We start from the raw sequence: 19,147 nt of genomic DNA, 5'->3' as shown, positions 1-19,147 counted from the left end.
GCATGACCACCACCCTCTACGGCATCACGAATTGCGACACCGTCAAGCGCGCCCGCGCCTGGCTGGACGAACAAGGCATCCCCTATCGCTTCCACGACTTCAAGAAGGAAGGCGTGCCCGAGACCGAGCTCGACCAGTGGCTGCGCGCGCCCGGCTGGGAAGCCCTGGTCAACCGCCGCGGCACCACCTGGCGGCGCCTGGACGACGCAACGCGGGATTCGGTCGTCGACGCTGCCTCCGCCCGCGCCGTGCTGCTGTCCAACCCCAGCCTGATCAAGCGTCCCGTGGTCAACTGGGGGCCACGAGGCGGCGTTACGACAGGATTCGATGCTGCCCAGTGGAAAAGCCACACTGTGTAAACGGTTGAACCCGGACCAGCGGATCGCATCGAACAAGTTCAGCGGGCCTCGCGCCCCGTTCTCAGGAGTTCCGACATGCGCCCCCCCTATTCCCTTCGCAAGCTGACCGCCCTCTCTCTGCTGGCCGTCCTGGCCGGCTCCGCCACGATGGCGCAGGCGGCCGAGGTCTGGGCCCGCGTGGTCTCGGTCACGCCCTCGCACGAAACCACCGGCAGCACCCGCTACAACGTTACCTACGAATACGGCGGGAGGCACTACACCATGGTGACCGACGCCCGGCCCGGCGCCAGCATCCCGATCGAAGTGGGCGACTACGGCGTCGCGACGACCTCCCCGGTCGCCCCGCAGCCGCCCATCGCCGCGGCGCCCGTCGACATTCCCCGCCCCGACTGGAACAACGTGACACCGGAGCCCGGTGTCGTGGTCTCGGGCGGCGGCGGCGCGCCGGTCTATGCCCAGCCCCAGCCGGTCTACGCGCAGCCGGCGCCTGTCTACTACCCCGCGCCGGTCTATGTGGGCCCGGCTTACTACCCGGCGCCCTACGTCTATCCGCCGATCGGCCTCTCGCTCAACCTGGGCTATTCGCGCGGCTGGCGCGGCGGCTGGCACGGTCGCTGGCGCTGAGCACGGCCGGCGAGCCTGCCGGTCCGGCCTAAAATCACGGGCTTTCCAACCCTTGCAGGGGCTCGCCTTCGCGGGGCGCGCGTCCGGCGGCCCAACGCCGTCGGAGTCCCTTCCAGACCAGCATGACCGAATCCCTCTCCAGCGCCACGGTGTCGACCAAGGCGAACGTGTATTTCGACGGCAAGTGCGTGAGCCACAGCCTCACACTGGCTGACGGCAGCAAAAAATCGGTGGGCGTGATCCTGCCCGCCACCCTCACCTTCAACACCGGCGCGCCGGAAGTCATGGAAGGCACGGGCGGCAACTGCGAGTACCTGCTCGCCGACAGCAGCGAGTGGAAGGCCTCGGGCCCGGGCGAGAAGTTCAGCGTGCCCGGCAACTCCAGCTTCCAGATCCGCGTGAGCGGCGAGCCCTACAGCTACATCTGCCACTTCGGTTGAAACGGGATTCGAGCATGGCCACCATTCTTCAAAGCATTCCCGCCGGCCAGAAGGTCGGCATCGCCTTCTCCGGCGGGCTGGACACCAGCGCCGCGCTGCGCTGGATGCGCAACAAGGGCGCCATCCCCTACGCCTACACCGCCAACCTGGGCCAGCCCGACGAGCCGGACTACGACGAAATCCCGCGCAAGGCGATGCTCTACGGCGCCGAGAAGGCACGCCTCGTGGACTGCCGCAGCCAACTGGCAGCCGAAGGCATCGCCGCCCTGCAGGCCGGCGCCTTCCACGTCACCACCGCCGGCCTGACCTACTTCAACACCACGCCGCTGGGCCGCGCCGTCACCGGCACCATGCTGGTGTCCGCGATGAAGGAGGACGATGTCAACATCTGGGGCGACGGCAGCACCTACAAGGGCAACGACATCGAGCGCTTCTACCGCTACGGCCTGCTGACCAACCCCGCGCTGAGGATCTACAAGCCCTGGCTGGACCAGACCTTCATCGACGAGCTGGGCGGCCGCGCCGAAATGTCGGCCTTCATGCAGAAGGAAGGCTTCGCCTACAAGATGTCGGCCGAGAAGGCCTACTCCACCGACTCCAACATGCTCGGCGCCACGCACGAGGCGAAGGACCTCGAGCACCTCAACAGCGGCATGAAGATCGTGCAGCCGATCATGGGTGTGGCCTTCTGGCAGGACGAGGTGGAGGTCAAGCGCGAGGAAGTCACCGTGCGCTTCGTCGAAGGCCGTCCGGCGGCGATCAACGGCGTGGAGTACCCGAACCTGGTCGAGCTGCTGCTCGAAGCCAACCGCGTCGGCGGCCGCCACGGCCTGGGCATGAGCGACCAGATCGAGAACCGCATCATCGAGGCCAAGAGCCGCGGCATCTACGAGGCCCCGGGCCTGGCGCTGCTGTTCATCGCCTACGAGCGCCTGGTCACCGGCATCCACAACGAGGACACCATTGAGCAGTACCGCGACCACGGCCGCCGCCTGGGCCGCCTGCTCTACCAGGGCCGCTGGTTCGACCCGCAGGCCATCATGCTGCGCGAGACGGCCCAGCGCTGGGTGGCGCGTGCGGTCACGGGCGAGGTGACGATCGAGCTACGCCGCGGCAACGACTACTCGATCCTGAACACCGAGTCTCCGAACCTCACCTACAAGCCCGAGCGGCTGACGATGGAAAAAGGCGAGTCCAGCTTCTCGCCGGCCGACCGCATCGGCCAGCTGACGATGCGCAACCTCGACATCGTCGACACGCGCGAGAAGCTGGGCATCTACACCCAGGTCGGCCTGTTGTCTTCAGGCCAGGGCGCTTCGCTGCCCCAGTTGAAGAACGACGAGTCGAAGTAAGCCGGTGTCCGGCACGGAGGCGGCTTTTCAGTCGCCGCCCCCGCCGCAGCCCGACCCGCCGTCGCCGCCGCCGTCCCCACCATCGCCGCCGCTCGACTCGCTGCCGCCGAAGCCGTCGGCATCGCCGGCGCTGGCACCGTCGCTCTCGCCGAAGGCACTGCCGCAGTAGGCATCCGAGCTGGAGCGGGCGTCGATGTCCTTGCAGTCGGGCACGTAGCGGAAGCCGCCCTCGATTCCGAACTTCGCATCCAGCGCGAACAGCAGCGGCAGCCGTGTCGGCTGGCGCGGATCGATGCTCTCCTCCTTGCAGGCCCAGTACCAGGTGCGGCGCAACCCGTCGTTGCGGCGCGCGTCGCGGCCCAGCACCTCGGCCGGTGTGTGGTGCAGCAGGCCGCCGAAGGCCGCCGCGCACCAGCGCTGGTAGCCTTGGGTGTGGAGGATGAACTCGTGCCAGGCGGTGTCGACGACCTTGGAAGGCATGGCGACAAACTTGCGGCCGCTGCGCAGATGCGCCATGAAGAACTGGCGCAGGCCGCGCAGCACCAGGTCGAAGTCGCGCTCCTGCAGTTGCGGATAGGCGGCCCGCAACTTGGCACCGAGGAAGCGTGGGAAGTGGGCCTCGCGCACGAACTGCCGGCGCGCGCTCATCTCCCAGGCCTTGAGGGCCGCCGCCAGCGCCAGCCCGACGAGGATCGAGGCGATCAGCGACGCGGCCGTCCGGTAGCGCACCACCACCAGCAGGCCAACCACCCAAAGCAGCCGCCGGCTCCACAGCAGCACCTGGATACGGCGCCGGAAGTTGAGCTGCAGCAGCTCCGTCACACCACCACCGGCTCCGGCTCCAGCCGGATGCCGAAGCGCTCGTAGACGCTGGTCTGGATCGCCTTGGCCAGGGTCATGACCTCCCCGCCGGTGGCCGGATGCGCCTTGCCGCCACGGTTGACCAGCACCAGCGCCTGCTTCTCGTAGACACCGGCGTTGCCCATGGTCTTGCCTTTCCAGCCGCAAGCGTCGATCAGCCAGCCCGCGGCCAGCTTGATGCTGCCGTCGGCCATCGGGTAATGCACGATTTTCGGATCACGCGCGATGATGTCGGCGCACTGCTCCGGCGTGACCGTGGGATTCTTGAAGAAGCTGCCGGCGTTGCCCAGCACGCGCCAGTCCGGCAGCTTGGCGGTGCGGACGGCGCAGACCCAGTCGAAGATCTGCTGCGCGCTGGGTGCATGGATGCCGGTTTCGGCCATCTTGCGTTCCAGGTCCAGGTAGCCCAGAACCGGCTTCCACGGACGGGGAAGCCGCAAGCGCACCCGCGTGATCAGCGCCCGGCCGGCCAGGCCGAAGTCGTTCGGACCGCCGGCGGCATGCTTGAACACCGAATCGCGGTAACCGAAAGCGCACTGGGCCGCATCCAGCATGAAGCTGCGGCCGGTGACAAGGTCGATGGCGTCCAGCGACTCAAAGCGGTCCTGCAGTTCGACCCCGTAGGCGCCGATGTTCTGCACGGGGGCGCCCCCCACCGTGCCGGGGATCAACGCCATGTTCTCCAGACCGGGGTAGCCTTCTTCCAGCGTCCAGCGCACCACGTCGTGCCAGGTCTCGCCGGCGCCCGCCTCGAGGATCCAGGCGCGCGGCGTCTCCTCGACCAGGCGGCGCCCCATGATCTCCACCTTCAGCACCAGCGACTTGACGTCGCCCGTCAGCACGATGTTGCTGCCGCCGCCCAGCACGAACTTGGGCGCTGCATGCCAGCGCGCATCCGCCAGCAATGCGGCCACATCGGCCTCGCCGGCGATGCGCACCAAAGAGTGGGCGCGCGCGACGATGCCGAAGCTGTTGTGCGGCTGCAGCGGTACGTTGTGCTCCACGATCATGGGAGAATTGTCGCATCCGTACCGCGCCATCCAGGAGGAGTGTCCATGCCGTCATTCGATACCGTCTGCGAACCCAATCTGCCCGAGGTCAAGAACGCTGTGGAGAACACGGCCAAGGAGATCGCGACGCGCTTCGATTTCAAGGGAACCGCGGCGGCCGTCGAACTCAAGGACAAGGAAATCACGCTGACCGGCGACGCCGAATTCCAGTTGGTGCAGGTCGAGGACATCCTGCGCAACAAGCTGACCAAGCGCAGCGTGGACGTGCGCTTTCTCGACAAGGGCGAGGTGCAGAAGATCGGCGGCGACAAGGTCAAGCAGGTCTTCAAGGTCAAGAACGGCATCGAGAGCGAGACCGCCAAGAAGATCCAGCGGCTGATCAAGGACAGCAAGCTCAAGGTGCAGGCCGCGATCCAGGGCGACGCGGTGCGGGTGACCGGCGCCAAGCGCGACGACCTGCAGGCCGCGATGGCGCTGATCAAGAAGGACGTGCCGGACATGCCGCTGTCCTTCAACAATTTCCGGGATTGACCGCCCGATGAAGGCCCTTCTTGCCCCGGTGCTGCTGGCCGCGGCATGCGGTTTCGCGCACGCCCAATCCATGATGCTCACCGGCACCATCGGCAGCCGCGCGATCCTGATCGTCGACGGCAGCGCGCCCAAGACGGTGGCCGTCGGCGAGACCTTCAAGGGAGTCAAGCTGCTGTCGCTCTCCACCGACCAGGCCTTGGTGGAGGCCGGCGGCAAGCGTGTGGCGCTACGCATGGACCAGCCGGTCAGCATCGGCGGCGGTGCCGGTGGCGCAGGCGGCAGCCGGATCGTGCTGCCTGTCTCCAGTGGCGGGCATTTCCGGGCGCAGGGCACTATCAACGGCCGCAGCGTCGACTTCATGCTCGACACCGGCGCCACCACTGTCGCGCTGTCCTCGGCGGACGCGCAGCGCATCGGCCTGGACTACAGCAAGGGCCAGCCGGTGCGCATGAACACCGCCAATGGCGTCGCCCAGGGCTGGCTAGTGCGGCTGAATTCGGTGAGGGTGGGCGACGTCGAGGTCTACGACGTCGAGGCCGTCGTCTCCCAGCAGCCCATGCCCTTCGTGCTGCTGGGCAACAGCTTCATCAACCGCTTCTCGATGCGGCGCGATGCCGACCAGATGGTCCTGGAAAAAAGGTTCTAGGCCGCCGCGGCCGTCACCACGATCTCGATCTTGTAGGCCGCATTGGCCATCGCCGCCTGAACGGTGGCGCGCGGCGGCGTGTGGCCGGGCGGAATCCAGGCATCCCACACCTCGTTCATGGCGCCGATCTCGCTGATGTCGGCCAGGAAGATCTGCGTCATCAGGATGCGCGACTTGTCGCTGCCGGCCTCGGCCAGCAGCCGGTCCACCATGGCCAGCACCTGCGTGGTCTGGCCCCGGATGTCCTGCGAGGTGTCATCGGGTACCTGGCCCGCGAGGTAGATGGTGCCGTTGTGAACGGCAGTTTCCGACAGTCGCGGGCCGACGTGGAAGCGTTGAATCTGGGCCATGGATGAATCCTTTCAGGTCTTGGCTTTGGAGCCCAGCCTGGACTCCGTGCCGGCCGCAAGCCGGCGGATGTTTTCCCGGTGGCGCCACACGAGCAGCATGCTGATCGCGATCAGCGCGAGCAGCACCTCCAGGCGCAGCGGCCACGCGATGCCGCCGCCGATCAGGTAATAGGCCGGCGCAAAGAAAGCCGCCACGATCGAGGCCAGCGAGGAATAGCGAAAGAAGATGGCGATGATCAGCCAGGTCAGCCCGGTCGCCAGCCCCAGCAGTGGCTCGATGCCCAGCAGCGCGCCGGCGGCCGTCGCCACGCCCTTGCCGCCCTGGAAGCCGAAGAACACCGGGTACAGGTGCCCCAGAAAAGCCGCCAGCCCGGCCAGCGCAGCGGTCCCCTCCCCCAGGCCCCAGGGCTCGCCCAGGCGATGGATCAGGAACACCGGCAACCAGCCCTTGACCGCATCGAGCAGCAGCGTGGCCAGCGCCGCGCCCTTGTTGCCCGAGCGCAGCACGTTGGTGGCGCCGGGGTTCTTGCTGCCGTAGCTGCGCGGATCGGCCATGCCCAGCGCCCTGCTCACGATCACGGCAAAGGACAGCGAGCCCAGGAGGTAGGACAGGAAGATCGCGATCAACGAAGGCAGGTAGGAACTCACAGTGTCTCCAGGCGGATCGGGCGGCATGGCGCCGCCCGGCGGCCGGCTATTCTGCCAGCGCGCACTGCACCGGCTTCGCGCCCAGCAGCCGCACGCAGACCTGCGGGTCGATGCCGACCAGGTAGCCGCGCCGCCCGCCGTTGATGGCGATCCTCGGTAGTTCGAGGATGGTCGACTCGATGTAGACCGGCATCGCACGCCGCGTCGCGAAAGGCGAGGTGCCGCCCACCAGGTAGCCGCTGTGCCGGTTCGCCACCTCCGGCTTGCAGGGCTCCACCGACTTCGCGCCGATCTGCCGCGCCAGGTTCTTGGTCGAGACCGTGCGATTGCCGTGCATCAGCACGATGAACGGATTGGCGTCCTGGTCCTGCATCACCAGCGTCTTGACCACCGTGAAGGGGTCCAGCCCCAGCACCTCTGCGCTGTGCCGCGCGCCGCCGTGCTCCTGGTACTCGTAGGGATGCTCGGTAAATGCGACGCCCTCCGCCCGCAGGAGTTGGGTGGCGGGCGTTTCGCTGATGTGCGCTTTCTTCTTGCTCATGCGGCCGCCGCCGGGCCGCCCCAAGGCGGCCGTGCCGCCCCCTCGGGGGGTGGAGTTACGCGCACGCAATGCGTGAAAAGCCGGGGGGCCGTCATCAAATCGCAGGGTCCCGCATTTCCCAGCGCAGCTTGTCGACCTCAGCCAGCACGTCCTCCGAGAGCTTGTGGCCCCAGGTGTCGATGTCCTCATCCAGCTGAGCCAGCGAGGTCACGCCGATGATGGTGCTCGCCACCTGCCACTTGCTGTAGCAGAAGGCCAGCGCGAACTGCACCGGCGTCATGCCGGTGGCGGCAGCCAGGGCGTTGTAGCGCCGGGCCGCGGCAAGTGCCTCCGGCCGGCCCCAGCGCTGCTTGCGCACCGATTCGTAACGGGTGATGCGCGCGTTCTGCGGCGCGGACGGCCCGGTGATGCCACTGTCGTCGTACTTGCCGGTCAGGAGCCCGAAACCCAGCGGCGAATAGGCCAGCAGCGACACACCGAGCCGGTGCATGGTCTCGTCCAGCCCGTTCTCCACCCCGCGATGCAACAGGTTGTAGACGTTCTGCACCGAGGCCACGCGCGGCAGCCCGTGCTGCTCGGCCAGGCACACGAACTCGTGCACGCCATAGGACGTCTCGTTCGACAGGCCGATCGCGCGCACCTTGCCCGCCTTCACCAGGCCGGCCAGTGCCTCGAGCTGCTCGCGAATGGGCGTCTGCGAGATCTCGCGCTTCGGGTCGTAGTACATGTTGCCGAAGGCAGGCACATGGCGCTCAGGCCAGTGGATCTGGTAGAGGTCGATCACGTCCGTCTTCAGGCGCTTGAGGCTTCCTTCGCAGGAAGCCACGATGTCGGCCGCCGTCATCCCACCGCCCTCGCGCACCCAAGGCATGCCGCGCGAGGGGCCGGCCACCTTGGTGGCCAGCACGACCTTCTCGCGCGCGCCGGGGTTCTTCGCGAACCAGTTGCCGATGATGGTCTCGGTGGCGCCGCAGGTCTCCTTGCGGGCTGGCACGGCGTACATCTCGGCAGTGTCGATGAAGTCGACGCCGCGCTCGAGCGATCGGTGGAGGATGGCGTGGGCGGTGGGCTCGTCCACCTGCTCGCCGAAGGTCATGGTGCCGAGGCAGATCGGCGCGACGCGCAAGTCGCTCTGCCCAAGTTGGATCTTTTGCATGCGCGGAATGCTACCGCGCGCCACTGTCCGCTGCCGGACTGCGCGGCTGCCGCAGCCTCCGTATCATCGATCGGCCATGTACCAAGCCCTCCGCCCCTCCCGCAGCGAATCCGTCCCCGTGCGCACCCTGCGCTACCACGTCCGCACCTGGGGCACGCCCTCGCCGTCCCGCCCACCGCTGGTGCTGCTGCACGGCTGGATGGACGTGGCCGCATCCTGGCAGTTCGTGGTGGATGCCCTGGCCGCCGAGCGCCACGTGATCGCCCCCGACTGGCGCGGCTTCGGCCAGAGCGAGGGCGGCCCGGTCGACAACTACTGGATGCCCGACTACCTGGCCGATCTCGACTGGCTGCTCGACCACTACGCCGGCGACACGCCCGTCGACCTGGTGGGCCACAGCATGGGAGGCAACATCGCGATGCAGTACGGCGGCGTCCGGCCGCAGCGCGTGCGCCGCCTGGTCAACCTCGAGGGCTTCGGCATGCCGCCGCTGCAGCCGGCCGAGGCGCCGGGGCGCTACGGCAAGTGGATCGACCAGCTCAAGCGGCTGCACAAGGGCGAGATGGCCCTGGCGACCTATGCCGGCCCCGAAGGCGTGGCACGCCGCCTGATGAAGACCAACCCCCGCCTCTCGCAGGACAAGGCCGACTGGCTGGCCAGCCACTGGTCCGTCGCCCGGGCCCAGGCCGACGGCGGCGCGCGCTGGGAAATCCTGGGCGACCCGGCCCACAAGATCATCAACGCCAACCTGTTCCGGGTCGACGAGATGCTGGCCCTCTATGCCGCGATCGAGGCCCCGGTGCTGGCCGTGGTGGCCTCCGACGACAGCCTGGACGGCTGGTGGAAGGGCCGCTACACGCTGGCCGACTTCCGGGAACGCCTCCAATCGGTGCGCGATGTCCGCCTCGCGCGCGTGGACGATGCCGGCCACATGCTGCACCACGACCAGCCGAAGCAGGTCGCCGCCCTGATCGAGGCTTTCCTGGAGAGCGAAGGGCCTTGACGGGCATGAGAAAATGCGAGGTTTCCCCGAACACCGTCAGGATTCCCCATGGATGCAGAGCAAATCAATCAAATCGGCGCAACCCTCGCGGACCTGAGCGCCAGGACGGTCGACCTACGGAGGTATCTTTGACTACGATGCCAAGTCCGAACGTCTGAGGACGGTCAACGCATCGCTCGAAGATCCCGCGGTCTGGAACGACCCGAAGAAGGCCCAGGAGCTGGGCAAGGAAAAGAAGTCGCTCGACGACGTGGTGATCACGCTCGACCGGCTGGGCAGCGGCCTCTCCGACAACACCGAGCTGTACGAGATGTCGAAGGAGGAAGGCGACATCGCCGGCCTGCAGGCCATCGCCGATGACGCCGCCAAGCTCGAGGCCGACATCCAGCAGCTCGAGTTCCGCCGGATGTTCAACAACCCGGCCGATCCGCTCAACGCCTTCGTCGACATCCAGGCCGGCGCCGGCGGCACCGAGGCCTGCGACTGGGCCAGCATGCTGCTGCGCCAGTACCTGAAATACGCCGAGCGCAAAGGCTTCAAGACCCAGATCGAGGACGAGACGCCCGGCGACACCGCCGGCATCAAGAGCGCCACCATCAAGGTCGAGGGCGAATACGCCTTCGGCCTGCTGCGCACCGAGACCGGCGTGCACCGCCTGGTGCGCAAGTCGCCCTTCGATTCGTCCGGCGGGCGGCACACCAGCTTCGCCAGCATCTTCGTCTACCCCGAGATCGACGACTCGATCGAGATCGAGATCAACCCGGCCGACGTGCGCGTGGACACCTTCCGCGCCAGCGGCGCCGGCGGCCAGCACATCAACAAGACCGATTCGGCCGTGCGCCTCACGCACATGCCCACCGGCATCGTGGTGCAGTGCCAGGACAGCCGCAGCCAGCACAGCAACCGCGACGTCGCCTGGAAGCGCCTGCGCTCGCGCCTGTACGACCACGAGATGCGCAAGCGCATGGAAGAGCAGCAGAAGCTCGAGGAAGGCAAGACCGACGTCGGCTGGGGCCACCAGATCCGCAGCTACGTGCTGGACAACAGCCGCATCAAGGACCTGCGCACCAACGTCGAGATCTCCGCCACCCAGAAGGTGCTGGACGGCGACCTCGACGTCTTCATCGAAGCCTCGTTGAAACAAGGCGTTTAGAAGTTCCCTGGAGACACTCGATGCATATGCGTGATGCCCAAGCCGAGCCCGTGGCGATTCGCCGCGAGGACTACCGCGCCCCCGCCTACTGGATCGACACCGTCGACCTGACTTTCGACCTGGACCCGGCCAAGACCCGCGTGCTCAACCGCATGCGCCTGCGCCGCAATCCCGACGTGGCCACCGAGCCGCTGCGCCTGGACGGCGACGAGCTCAACCTGGCGCGCGTGCTGGTCGACGGCCAGGGCGCCTCCTTCCGCATGGAGGCCGACCAGCTCCTCATCGACAACCTGCCCGACTCCTTCGAGCTGGAGATCTTCACCACCTGCGCGCCGGCCAAGAACACCAAGCTCATGGGCCTGTTCGTGAGCGAGGACACCTTCTTCACCCAGTGCGAGGCCGAGGGCTTCCGCCGCATCACCTACTTCCTCGACCGCCCCGACGTGATGGCCAGCTACACGGTGACCATCCGCGCCAGCCGCGACGCCTACCCCGTGCTGCTGTCCAACGGCAACCTGGTCGAGCAGGGCGAACTGCCCGACGGCCGCCATTTCGCCAAGTGGGTGGACCCCTTCCGCAAGCCCAGCTACCTGTTCGCGCTGGTGGCCGGCAAGCTGGTGGCGCGCGAGCAGCGCATCAAGGCGCGCAACGGCAAGGAGCACCTGCTGCAGGTCTACGTGCGAGCCGGCGACCTCGACAAGACCGAGCATGCGATGAACTCGCTGATCAACTCGGTCGCTTGGGACGAGGCCCGCTTCGGCCTGCCGCTGGACCTGGACCGCTTCATGATCGTCGCCACCAGCGACTTCAACATGGGCGCGATGGAGAACAAGGGCCTCAACATCTTCAACACGAAGTACGTTCTGGCCAACCAGGCTACCGCGACCGACGCCGACTACAGCAACATCGAAAGCGTGGTCGGCCACGAGTACTTCCACAACTGGAGCGGCGACCGCGTGACCTGCCGCGACTGGTTCCAGCTCTCGCTCAAGGAAGGCCTCACCGTCTTCCGCGACCAGGAGTTCAGCCAGGACCTGTGCGCGGAGCCCTCAGCGCGCGCCGTCAAGCGCATCGAGGACGTGCGCGTGCTGCGCACCGCCCAGTTCCCCGAGGACGCGGGCCCGATGGCGCACCCGGTGCGGCCCGACAGCTACATCGAGATCAGCAACTTCTACACCGTCACCATCTACGAGAAGGGTGCCGAGGTGGTGCGCATGATGCAGACCCTGGTCGGCCGCCAGGGCTTCGCGCGCGGCATCACGCTGTACTTCGAGCGCCACGACGGCCAGGCCGTGACCTGTGACGACTTCGCCCAGGCCATCGCCGACGCCAACCCCGATTCCGAGCTCGCGCGCCTGCTGCCCCAGTTCAAGCGCTGGTACAGCCAGGCCGGCACGCCGCGCCTGTCGGCCCACGGCGTGTACGACGCCGCGCAGCGCACCTACACCCTCAGCTTCGTGCAGAGCTGCCCGCCCACGCCGGGCCAGCCCTTCAAGGAGCCCTTCGTGATCCCGGTCAACCTGGGCCTGCTGGGCGGGGACGGCCGCGAGCTGCCGCTGCAGCTTTCGGGCGAGGACGCGCCGGGCGCGGGTACGCGCACCCTCGTGCTCACGCACGCCGGCGAGCAGTTCACCTTCGTCAACGTCGACGCCGAGCCCGTGCCCTCGATCCTGCGCGGCTTCAGCGCGCCGGTGATCCTCGACCACGACTACAGCGACGCGCAGCTGCTCGCCCTGCTGGCCCACGACACCGATCCCTTCAACCGCTGGGAAGCGGGTCAGCGCCTGGCGCTGCGCGCCGCGATCCAGGCCATCGACGGGCCGGCCGCCGGCCCCGCAGAGGCGCCGCTGGGCGAGGCCTACCTCGAGGCCATGCGCCGCGTGCTGCGTGATCCGCAGCTCGACGCCGCCTTCAAGGAACTGGTACTCACCCTGCCCTCGGAGACCTATATCGCCGAACAGCTGGACGTGGTCGATCCGCAGCGCGTACATGCCGTGCGCGAAGCCATGCGCGCCCAGCTCGCCACCGGCCTCTTCGCCGACTGGGAAGAGGCCTACGAGCAGAACCGCGAGACCGGCCCCTACAGCCCCGACCCGCAGTCCTCCGGCCGACGTGCGCTGGCCGGCCTCGCGCTGGTCTACCTCTGCCTTGCCGCGCGCGGCTCCGGCGATGCGGTCTGGCCCGGCAAGACGCTGCAGCGCTTCAAGGACGCCGGCAACATGACCGACCGCTTCAACGCGCTCAACGCCCTGGTCTCCTCCGGCCATGCGCTGGCGGCGCAGGCGCTCGCGCGCTTCCACGCCATGTTCAAGGACGAGGCGCTGGTCATCGACAAGTGGTTCTCGCTGCAGGCCGGCGCCCCCGACCGCGGCGGCGACATCCTGCCGCTGGTCAAGCAGCTGATGAAACACCCCGACTTCTCGCTCAAGAACCCGAACCGCGCGCGCAGCGTGATCTTCAGCTACTGCAACGCCAACCCCGGCGCGCTGCACCGCGCCGACGCCGCGGGCTACGTGTTCTGGAGCGAGCGCGTGATCGAGCTCGACGCCATCAACCCGCAGGTCGCGGCCCGCCTTGCACGCGCGCTCGACCGCTGGAGCAAGCTGGCCGAGCCCTACCGCAGCGCAGCCCGCGAAGCCATCATGCGCGTCGCTTCCAAGCCCGACCTCAGCAAGGACACGCACGAAGTCGTCACTCGTGCGCTGGCTGCATAACCCATTCAACCCGGAGTCTTTTGAATGCCCAAGAGCATTTCCCTCACCCGCTACCTGATCGAACAGCAGCGCGCCGACGGCCTCATCCCCGGCCAGCTGCGGCTTCTGCTCGAAGTCGTGGCGCGCGCCTGCAAGGGCATCAGCCAGGCCGTCAACAAGGGCGCGCTCGGCAACGTGCTCGGCTCGGCCGATAGCGAGAACGTGCAGGGCGAGGTCCAGAAGAAGCTCGACATCATCGCCAACGAGGTGCTGATCGAGGCCAACGAGTGGGGCGGCCACCTAGCCGCCATGGCCAGCGAGGAGATGGACAGCATCTACGTCGTGCCCAACCGCTATCCGCAGGGCGAGTACCTCCTGCTCTTCGATCCGCTCGACGGCTCCAGCAACATCGACGTCAACGTCAGCATCGGCACCATCTTCAGCGTACTCAAGAAGCCCGAGGGCTCACCCGGCGTGCAGGAGGCCGACTTCCTGCAGGCAGGCACCAGGCAGGTGGCGGCCGGCTACTGCATCTACGGCCCGCAGACCACGCTGGTGCTGACCGTGGGCAACGGTGTCGCCATGTTCACGCTGGACCGCGAGCAGGGCTCCTTCATGCTCACGCAGGAGGACATCCAGATTCCCGCGGACACCAAGGAATTCGCCGTCAACATGAGCAACATGCGCCACTGGGATGCCCCCGTGAAGCGCTACATCGACGAGTGCCTGGCCGGCAAGGACGGCCCGCGCGGCAAGGACTTCAACATGCGCTGGATCGCCAGCATGGTGGCGGACGTGCACCGCATCCTGATGCGCGGCGGCGTCTTCATGTACCCCTGGGACAAGCGCGAGCCCGAGAAGGCCGGCAAGCTGCGCCTGATGTACGAGGCCAACCCCATGAGTTGGCTGGTCGAGCAGGCCGGCGGCGCCGCCACCAACGGCCGCCAGCGCATCCTCGACCTGGAACCCACCAAGCTGCACGAGCGCGTGGCCGTGGTTTTGGGATCGAAGAACGAGGTCGAGCGCGTGACCGGCTACCATCAGGCGCTATAATCGCGGGCTTAGCCGGTGTAGCTCAGTCGGTAGAGCAGCTCATTCGTAATGAGAAGGTCGGGTGTTCGAATCATCTCTCCGGCACCAATAGACAAAAAAGCAAAGGCCGCTATCTCCAGAGATAGCGGCCTTTTGCTCTTTGGGGCATCTCAGGACTCCGCGACCGCCCCCATGCGCGCCGCCAGGTCACCGACCAATGTCAACAGCCGGTACTGCGCGAACGCTTTCTGCGTGCCTGCATCGATCACATTGGCCTGGGCGCGTGCCTCTTCGACGAGCGTGTCTGCCACGTCGAGAAGCGGTCTGACACCGGCCTCGTAGCCTCGCTCGGCAAGGCTGCGCGTATCTGCCGCAACCTCGGCCGCAGACCGGGCCAGGCGCTCGACCTCGATGGCCGTCAGGTACTCCTGCTCCAGCTTGTCGAAGTCGCCGGTCGCCTGCTGCACCACCGCTTGCGTCTGCGCCTCGCCCGCGGCGACCCGCTCGTGAGCCGAGCGACGACGCGCAAGGTCCCCGCCTCCCGAATACAGGTTCCACGTCGCGACCACCCAGACGTTGCGGGACGAATAGTGGTCCGGGGCGCCGGTCGAGTTCATGTTGTGCGCAGCGCTCGCCTGCAGGACCACCTTCGGCAGAAACGCCGACGTGGTCGCGTCGACCTCGCGGCGGGCGGCCTCCACGGCGAGCTCCGCGTCGGCAACATCGAGACACTGCTTCTGACATGCCGCCCTGAGCTTCCCGATCTCGCGTGGATCGAGCTGCCGGGCCGGCATCGATCCGAGCTCGAGGTCCGTGCCCGCAACGCCTGTCACGAGCAGGAAGCGCTGCTCCGCCTGGCGACGAAGCCCGCTGGCCTCGGCAACCGCACGACGCTGATCCAGAAGCCGTGACTGCGCACGGCGCAACTCGACCAGCGGTGCCTGCCCGGATCTCAAGCGCCCCTCCACGATCGAGACAAGGCGCTCGAGGCGACCCTCGACGGCCTTCACCTGGTCGAGCTTGCTGCGCTGGGCCGCCAGATCCAGCGACGCCTGGAGTGCGACGAGGACGCGTTCGTCGATCGTCTTTCTCAGTGCGATCCTCTCCCTGTCGGCTCTCAGTTGCGAGATCTGCACCTGCGCAGAACTCTTGCCGGCATCGAACAGCAGTTGCGAGACCGTCAGCGACGTCGACCTGCCCGGGCGCGAAAGGCCATCGTCGGCGCTGGACGAAGCTGCCCCCCCTACGTCATTGCGCGCGGCCCGACCGGCTTGTGTCGACAGATCCACGGACGGATACAACACCGCTTCACTCGCCCGCCGTTCGGCCTCCGCGGCATTCAGGCTGGCCTGCCGCATGGCGATCTGCGGATCGGTCGCGACGACCTTGCGCAGGACTTCCTGGATCGACACGCGGTCGGCGGCCAACGCCGGCAGGGCCGCACAGACAGACAGGACCACGCATGTACGCACGCACGTAAGGACCCATGCTCGCATTGCGCTACCTTTCCGTGAAGCTTTGGTTCAACCCGCGCACGATCGGCTTGAACAGGTAGGTGAGCACGGTCCGGGTTCCCGTGACGATGTCCACGTTCACCTGCATTCCCGAGACCAGCTGCAGCGCTCGCCCCACCTTGTCCTTGAGCTCGCCCTGCAGCGCGATCTGCACCAGGTAGAACTCCTTGCCGTCCTTCTCCTGGATCGTGTCGGCGCTGATCTCGCGCACGACACCGTCGATGGCACCGTAGACCGCGAAATCGAAGGTCGAGACCTTCACGCGGACCGGCTGGCCCTTGCGAAGAAAGCCCACATCGCCCGGCAGGATGCGCGCCTCGATCTGCAGGACATCCTGCGACGGCACGATGTCCAGGACCACGCCGCCCGGCGGCACGACCTGCCCCTGGTGCCGGAAGTACACCTGCTTCACGAGTCCGTCGATGGGCGCCACGACCCGGCTGCGCGCCACCCTGTCTGCGCGGGCCACGCTTTTCGGGGCGTTGATGTCCACATCGGCGCGGCGATCCGCGAGCTCCCTCTGGAGCCGCGCGCGATAGTCGCCCATCGCCTTGGCGCGATCCGCCCGGTTCTGGGCGAGCGCGCTGGTCAGCTCCACGATCGCGTGCTCCTGCTGGATGACCGCGCTGCGGACGTTGAGCAGCTCCCTCTCCTTGCGCAGCATCTCCGTTTCGGCGATCACCGCCGGCACCAGCGGACGAAGGATGTCGAGCTCCTTCGTCAACAGGTCGGCTTCATCCCGCCTCAGCGCCGACTCCTTGCGGGCGCGCACGAGCTGTTCGCCCTTTTGCCGGCCGACTTCGTCCAGGCCCGTGAGGGTCGCCTCGAGTTCGGCGCGATTCGTCCGCCAGGCGGCCAGCTCGTCGGCGCGGATCTGCGGCTGATCGTCGAGCGCCTGCTGGAAGACGGGGGGGCGGCCGGCCAGCTCGCCGTCGATCCGGGCGATGACGCCCAGGCTCTGGAGCCAGCGACGGCGCGGCTCGGCAAAGTCGGCTTCCAGCGATTTGCTGTCGAATTCGGCCAGCAACTGGCCGGCTCTCACGCGCGTGCCTTCCTGCACATGGATCGCCGAAAGCACGCCTCCGTCCTGGTTCTGCACCGCCTGCACCCGGCCGGCGGGGATCAGCTTGCCCTGGCCGCGCGTGATCTCCTCGATATGGAACATCGCAGCCCATGCGACGGCGATGAGCACGAAGATCGCAACGGACCAGGTGAGAAAGCGCACCGCCCGGGTGCCCGCCTCGCCATCCCGGTCCGGGGTCGCGTCCTTGATCCAGGAACGCAACCTCGGTATCCAGCCTGCGCCGATCATGCGGCCTCCTTCGGCGCAAGCGTATTCATGAGAACCAGCTTAAATGGCCCCCAGTTACAGAAGAGCTACCGATCGCGGAACCTGAGCACTCCCCGCCTACTGCTGCGGCTGCATCTGTGCGGCGAGCACTTCGGCACCCGCGGCCGTGTTGCTGACGGAGACGCTGCGAGCGTTCGGCATCAAGACCTGGGTCGTGAGCGGCAAGGTCCACGCGTACTGCCTGTTGGCGTCGGCGCGCTCCAGGTACTGCAGCTGGCCGAGGCTATCGACATATGCCACCTTCGCAACGACCGACCCTGCGTTGTTGCTGATGGCCAGCGACACGTCGGTGGCGCCGGCCGAGTTGCTCGACGCGATCCACGCGTCCCAAGCGCCGTTGGCGTAGCGCAGCTGCCGCACGATGCCGAGCGGGGCTGCTGTCGCCAGCACATAGGTGTTGGAAGTGGCGGCGTCGACGGCGACGGCGAGCCTGGTCGAGTTGAGCAGGCCCGTCACCTGCTGGAACGGTAGCCAGCGGCCGTCAGACAAGCGTGCCCGGTGAAACACGGGACCCGTGGCCAGGCCGTTGGCGACCACCTGCGCCGCACCGGGTGAGGTGGACGAGTCGCAACAAATGGCGATGGCTGCATCGCGCGCCGCGAAGTTCGCGGCACCGTCGGCGCCGTCCAGCAGGTTCATGCCGGACCAGCTGCCGTTGGCGTAGCGCATGCCGTGGTAAACGAGATCGTCCCAGCCGACGACGACCATCTGCGCGCTGCCGTCCTTGGCGCCGCCAATGGCCACTCGCCTGGCGTAAAAGCCCGCGCTGCTCCCCCCGACGCCGGGAATCGGCGCGTTCGGGGTCCAACTGCCGTCCACCCGCTGTGCACGGTGATAGGCGCGCCCATCCGAGCCCACGCTCACCACTTGCTGAAGCGTCTGGCCCATCGAGCCGTTGTCGGGCATCACGGTGACTGCGCTGGCCGCCGTGTAGGCGTCGGTGTCGCCGGCCAATGCGGCCGGGGTGGACCACTGGCCGCTCGCCAGTGTGGTGAGCATCGCGGTGCGGGGGCGGCGACCCCAGTCCGCCTGCAAGCCGAACTGCGCGACAGTTTGGGGAGATGCGCCTGAGAGAGGTGAGACCACGAGGTTGTTCGAGCCGATCGCGGTCGAGAGAACGCTCGATCCATCCGGAGAGACGCTGGGGTAAGCCTGATTGCAGGTGGAAAGCACCTGGACGGCACTGGATGTGTTCGTTTTGTAGAGGCACCTGGCGCCCGAACCCACGGCGATGGCTGCGTTTGGATGGGGATACCACGACGGCTCCCCGAGCGGCGATGCGCCAGCCGGCCTGAACAACTCCCTGGAGCTGCCGTCGGGGTTGACGCGAAACGTGTCGTAAACGCCGGGCGTGGCCACAAGTTTGCTGAAGACCAGGCCGCCACCCGACCAGCTGATCCGATCGACCTCGAGATCATTCGTGATGAGCGTCCGCTGCGATCCGTCGGCAGCATTGACGACGTAGAGGCCGTTGCTGGACAGCGCGATCCTCGTTCCCTCGTCCGACCAGGCCGGCGCCGAGCCCGGCCCGAGGTCGACGACATTGCTGCCGTCGATATTCACCACGAACACGTGATTCCGTCCGGCCACTGCGGCGTGGTATGCAACCCTCTTGCCATTGGGCGAAACCACCGGGCTGGTTCCGACGGCCAGCGTCACGGGAGTTCCGCCGCCGGGTTGCACCTTCTTGATGTGGCCGCTGGCATCCACATAGACGATGATGCCGCTGTCGCCCGGAAACCCGGCTTGCGCTGCACCTATCGCTCCCCCGACAAGCCCAAGCGCCAGGGCAAGCCGGGCAACATGACGATGTCGCATAGCACTCCTTTGAATTGAGCGCCGCAGGCACCCGGTCTGCCCCTCCTGCAGAGGCCGGTTACCAC

Annotated in this window: 19 protein-coding genes and 1 tRNA gene; 11 read left to right on the top strand and 9 right to left on the bottom strand. The window is 67.4% G+C overall.

Annotated elements, in window-relative coordinates; translation table 11 throughout:
* Positions 1–2: 2 nt before the first annotated feature.
* The 4 genes from A8M77_RS18280 (at position 3) to argG (ending at position 2,775) form a co-directional block, all read left to right on the top strand.
* Positions 3–359, top strand: coding sequence for an ArsC family reductase (locus A8M77_RS18280; RefSeq protein ID WP_086922934.1), 357 nt, complete (start codon positions 3–5; stop codon positions 357–359).
* 75 nt (positions 360–434) lie between these two features.
* Positions 435–983 (top strand): hypothetical protein, encoded by a 549-nt coding sequence (locus A8M77_RS18275; RefSeq protein WP_086922933.1) that lies wholly within the window; start codon positions 435–437, stop codon positions 981–983.
* Positions 984–1,105: 122 nt separating this feature from the next.
* The gene (ppnP, locus tag A8M77_RS18270; protein WP_086922932.1) at positions 1,106–1,423 is read left to right on the top strand and encodes a pyrimidine/purine nucleoside phosphorylase; all 318 of its coding nucleotides are present in this window, start codon (positions 1,106–1,108) and stop codon (positions 1,421–1,423) included.
* Positions 1,424–1,437: 14 nt separating this feature from the next.
* Positions 1,438–2,775 (top strand): argininosuccinate synthase, encoded by a 1,338-nt coding sequence (gene argG, locus A8M77_RS18265; protein ID WP_086922931.1) that lies wholly within the window; start codon positions 1,438–1,440, stop codon positions 2,773–2,775.
* 27 nt (positions 2,776–2,802) lie between these two features.
* Here the strand turns inward: argG and A8M77_RS18260 are convergent, their stop codons facing one another.
* Both A8M77_RS18260 and murB read right to left on the bottom strand, forming a co-directional pair.
* Positions 2,803–3,597: a glycine-rich domain-containing protein gene (locus A8M77_RS18260; RefSeq protein ID WP_086922930.1), complete on the bottom strand. Its 795-nt coding sequence runs from the start codon at positions 3,595–3,597 to the stop codon at positions 2,803–2,805.
* On the bottom strand, positions 3,594–4,646 hold the full coding sequence (gene murB, locus A8M77_RS18255; protein WP_086922929.1) for a UDP-N-acetylmuramate dehydrogenase: 1,053 nt from the start codon (positions 4,644–4,646) through the stop codon (positions 3,594–3,596). Before murB ends, A8M77_RS18260 begins: the two co-directional genes overlap by 4 nt.
* A 45-nt stretch (positions 4,647–4,691) precedes the next feature.
* On the opposite strand from murB, the gene A8M77_RS18250 reads away from it, so the two are divergent.
* Both A8M77_RS18250 and A8M77_RS18245 read left to right on the top strand, forming a co-directional pair.
* Positions 4,692–5,177 carry a YajQ family cyclic di-GMP-binding protein gene (locus tag A8M77_RS18250; RefSeq protein ID WP_086922928.1) on the top strand — a complete coding sequence of 162 codons (486 nt, stop codon included), beginning with the start codon at positions 4,692–4,694 and terminating at the stop codon, positions 5,175–5,177.
* Positions 5,178–5,184: 7 nt separating this feature from the next.
* The gene (locus A8M77_RS18245) at positions 5,185–5,823 is read left to right on the top strand and encodes a retropepsin-like aspartic protease family protein (RefSeq protein ID WP_086922927.1); all 639 of its coding nucleotides are present in this window, start codon (positions 5,185–5,187) and stop codon (positions 5,821–5,823) included.
* Here A8M77_RS18245 and A8M77_RS18240 read toward each other — a convergent pair.
* From A8M77_RS18240 to A8M77_RS18225, 4 genes are all read right to left on the bottom strand, one after another.
* Entirely contained in the window at positions 5,820–6,173 is a 354-nt protein-coding gene (locus tag A8M77_RS18240) for a RidA family protein (protein ID WP_086922926.1), read from the bottom strand. The two genes, A8M77_RS18245 and A8M77_RS18240, sit on opposite strands and share 4 nt — an antisense overlap.
* 12 nt (positions 6,174–6,185) lie before the next feature.
* A complete protein-coding gene (gene plsY / locus A8M77_RS18235; RefSeq protein WP_086922925.1) occupies positions 6,186–6,821 on the bottom strand; it encodes a glycerol-3-phosphate 1-O-acyltransferase PlsY in 636 nt (211 codons plus the stop codon).
* A gap of 46 nt (positions 6,822–6,867) precedes the next feature.
* Complete coding sequence (locus A8M77_RS18230; RefSeq protein WP_086922924.1) at positions 6,868–7,362, bottom strand: aminoacyl-tRNA deacylase; 495 nt, start codon at positions 7,360–7,362, stop codon at positions 6,868–6,870.
* A gap of 94 nt (positions 7,363–7,456) precedes the next feature.
* A complete protein-coding gene (locus A8M77_RS18225; protein ID WP_086922923.1) occupies positions 7,457–8,518 on the bottom strand; it encodes an aldo/keto reductase in 1,062 nt (353 codons plus the stop codon).
* Between the two features lie 76 nt (positions 8,519–8,594).
* Between A8M77_RS18225 and A8M77_RS18220 the strand changes: the two genes are divergently transcribed.
* The 5 genes from A8M77_RS18220 to A8M77_RS18200 all read left to right on the top strand — a co-directional run bounded on the left by A8M77_RS18220 (position 8,595) and on the right by A8M77_RS18200 (position 14,507).
* Positions 8,595–9,521 (top strand): alpha/beta fold hydrolase, encoded by a 927-nt coding sequence (locus A8M77_RS18220; RefSeq protein WP_086922922.1) that lies wholly within the window; start codon positions 8,595–8,597, stop codon positions 9,519–9,521.
* A 48-nt stretch (positions 9,522–9,569) separates the two neighbouring features.
* Positions 9,570–10,674 (top strand): peptide chain release factor 2 gene (gene prfB / locus A8M77_RS18215; protein WP_143694647.1). Its coding sequence is split into 2 segments (ribosomal slippage): positions 9,570–9,650 and positions 9,652–10,674, totalling 1,104 coding nucleotides; the frame shifts between segments, so codons are not numbered across the junction.
* A 20-nt stretch (positions 10,675–10,694) separates the two neighbouring features.
* Complete coding sequence (gene pepN / locus A8M77_RS18210; RefSeq protein ID WP_086922921.1) at positions 10,695–13,388, top strand: aminopeptidase N; 2,694 nt, start codon at positions 10,695–10,697, stop codon at positions 13,386–13,388.
* 24 nt (positions 13,389–13,412) lie between these two features.
* Positions 13,413–14,420: a class 1 fructose-bisphosphatase gene (locus A8M77_RS18205; RefSeq protein WP_086922920.1), complete on the top strand. Its 1,008-nt coding sequence runs from the start codon at positions 13,413–13,415 to the stop codon at positions 14,418–14,420.
* Positions 14,421–14,431: 11 nt separating this feature from the next.
* Positions 14,432–14,507, top strand: a tRNA-Thr gene (locus A8M77_RS18200).
* Positions 14,508–14,569: 62 nt separating this feature from the next.
* Here the strand turns inward: A8M77_RS18200 and A8M77_RS18195 are convergent.
* The 3 genes from A8M77_RS18195 to A8M77_RS18185 all read right to left on the bottom strand — a co-directional run bounded on the left by A8M77_RS18195 (position 14,570) and on the right by A8M77_RS18185 (position 19,082).
* The gene (locus A8M77_RS18195; RefSeq protein ID WP_158100946.1) at positions 14,570–15,826 is read right to left on the bottom strand and encodes a TolC family protein; all 1,257 of its coding nucleotides are present in this window, start codon (positions 15,824–15,826) and stop codon (positions 14,570–14,572) included.
* A 73-nt stretch (positions 15,827–15,899) separates the two neighbouring features.
* Positions 15,900–17,225 (bottom strand): HlyD family type I secretion periplasmic adaptor subunit, encoded by a 1,326-nt coding sequence (locus A8M77_RS18190; RefSeq protein ID WP_086922918.1) that lies wholly within the window; start codon positions 17,223–17,225, stop codon positions 15,900–15,902.
* Positions 17,226–17,321: 96 nt separating this feature from the next.
* Positions 17,322–19,082 (bottom strand): hypothetical protein, encoded by a 1,761-nt coding sequence (locus A8M77_RS18185; RefSeq protein WP_143694646.1) that lies wholly within the window; start codon positions 19,080–19,082, stop codon positions 17,322–17,324.
* Positions 19,083–19,147: the final 65 nt, after the last annotated feature.

Origin of the sequence: Variovorax sp. JS1663, assembly GCF_002157355.1 — a bacterium.
Taxonomy (GTDB): domain Bacteria; phylum Pseudomonadota; class Gammaproteobacteria; order Burkholderiales; family Burkholderiaceae_C; genus Variovorax.
The sequence above is the reverse complement of the archived record's forward strand: the minus strand, read 5'-3'. Positions and strand labels throughout refer to the sequence as shown.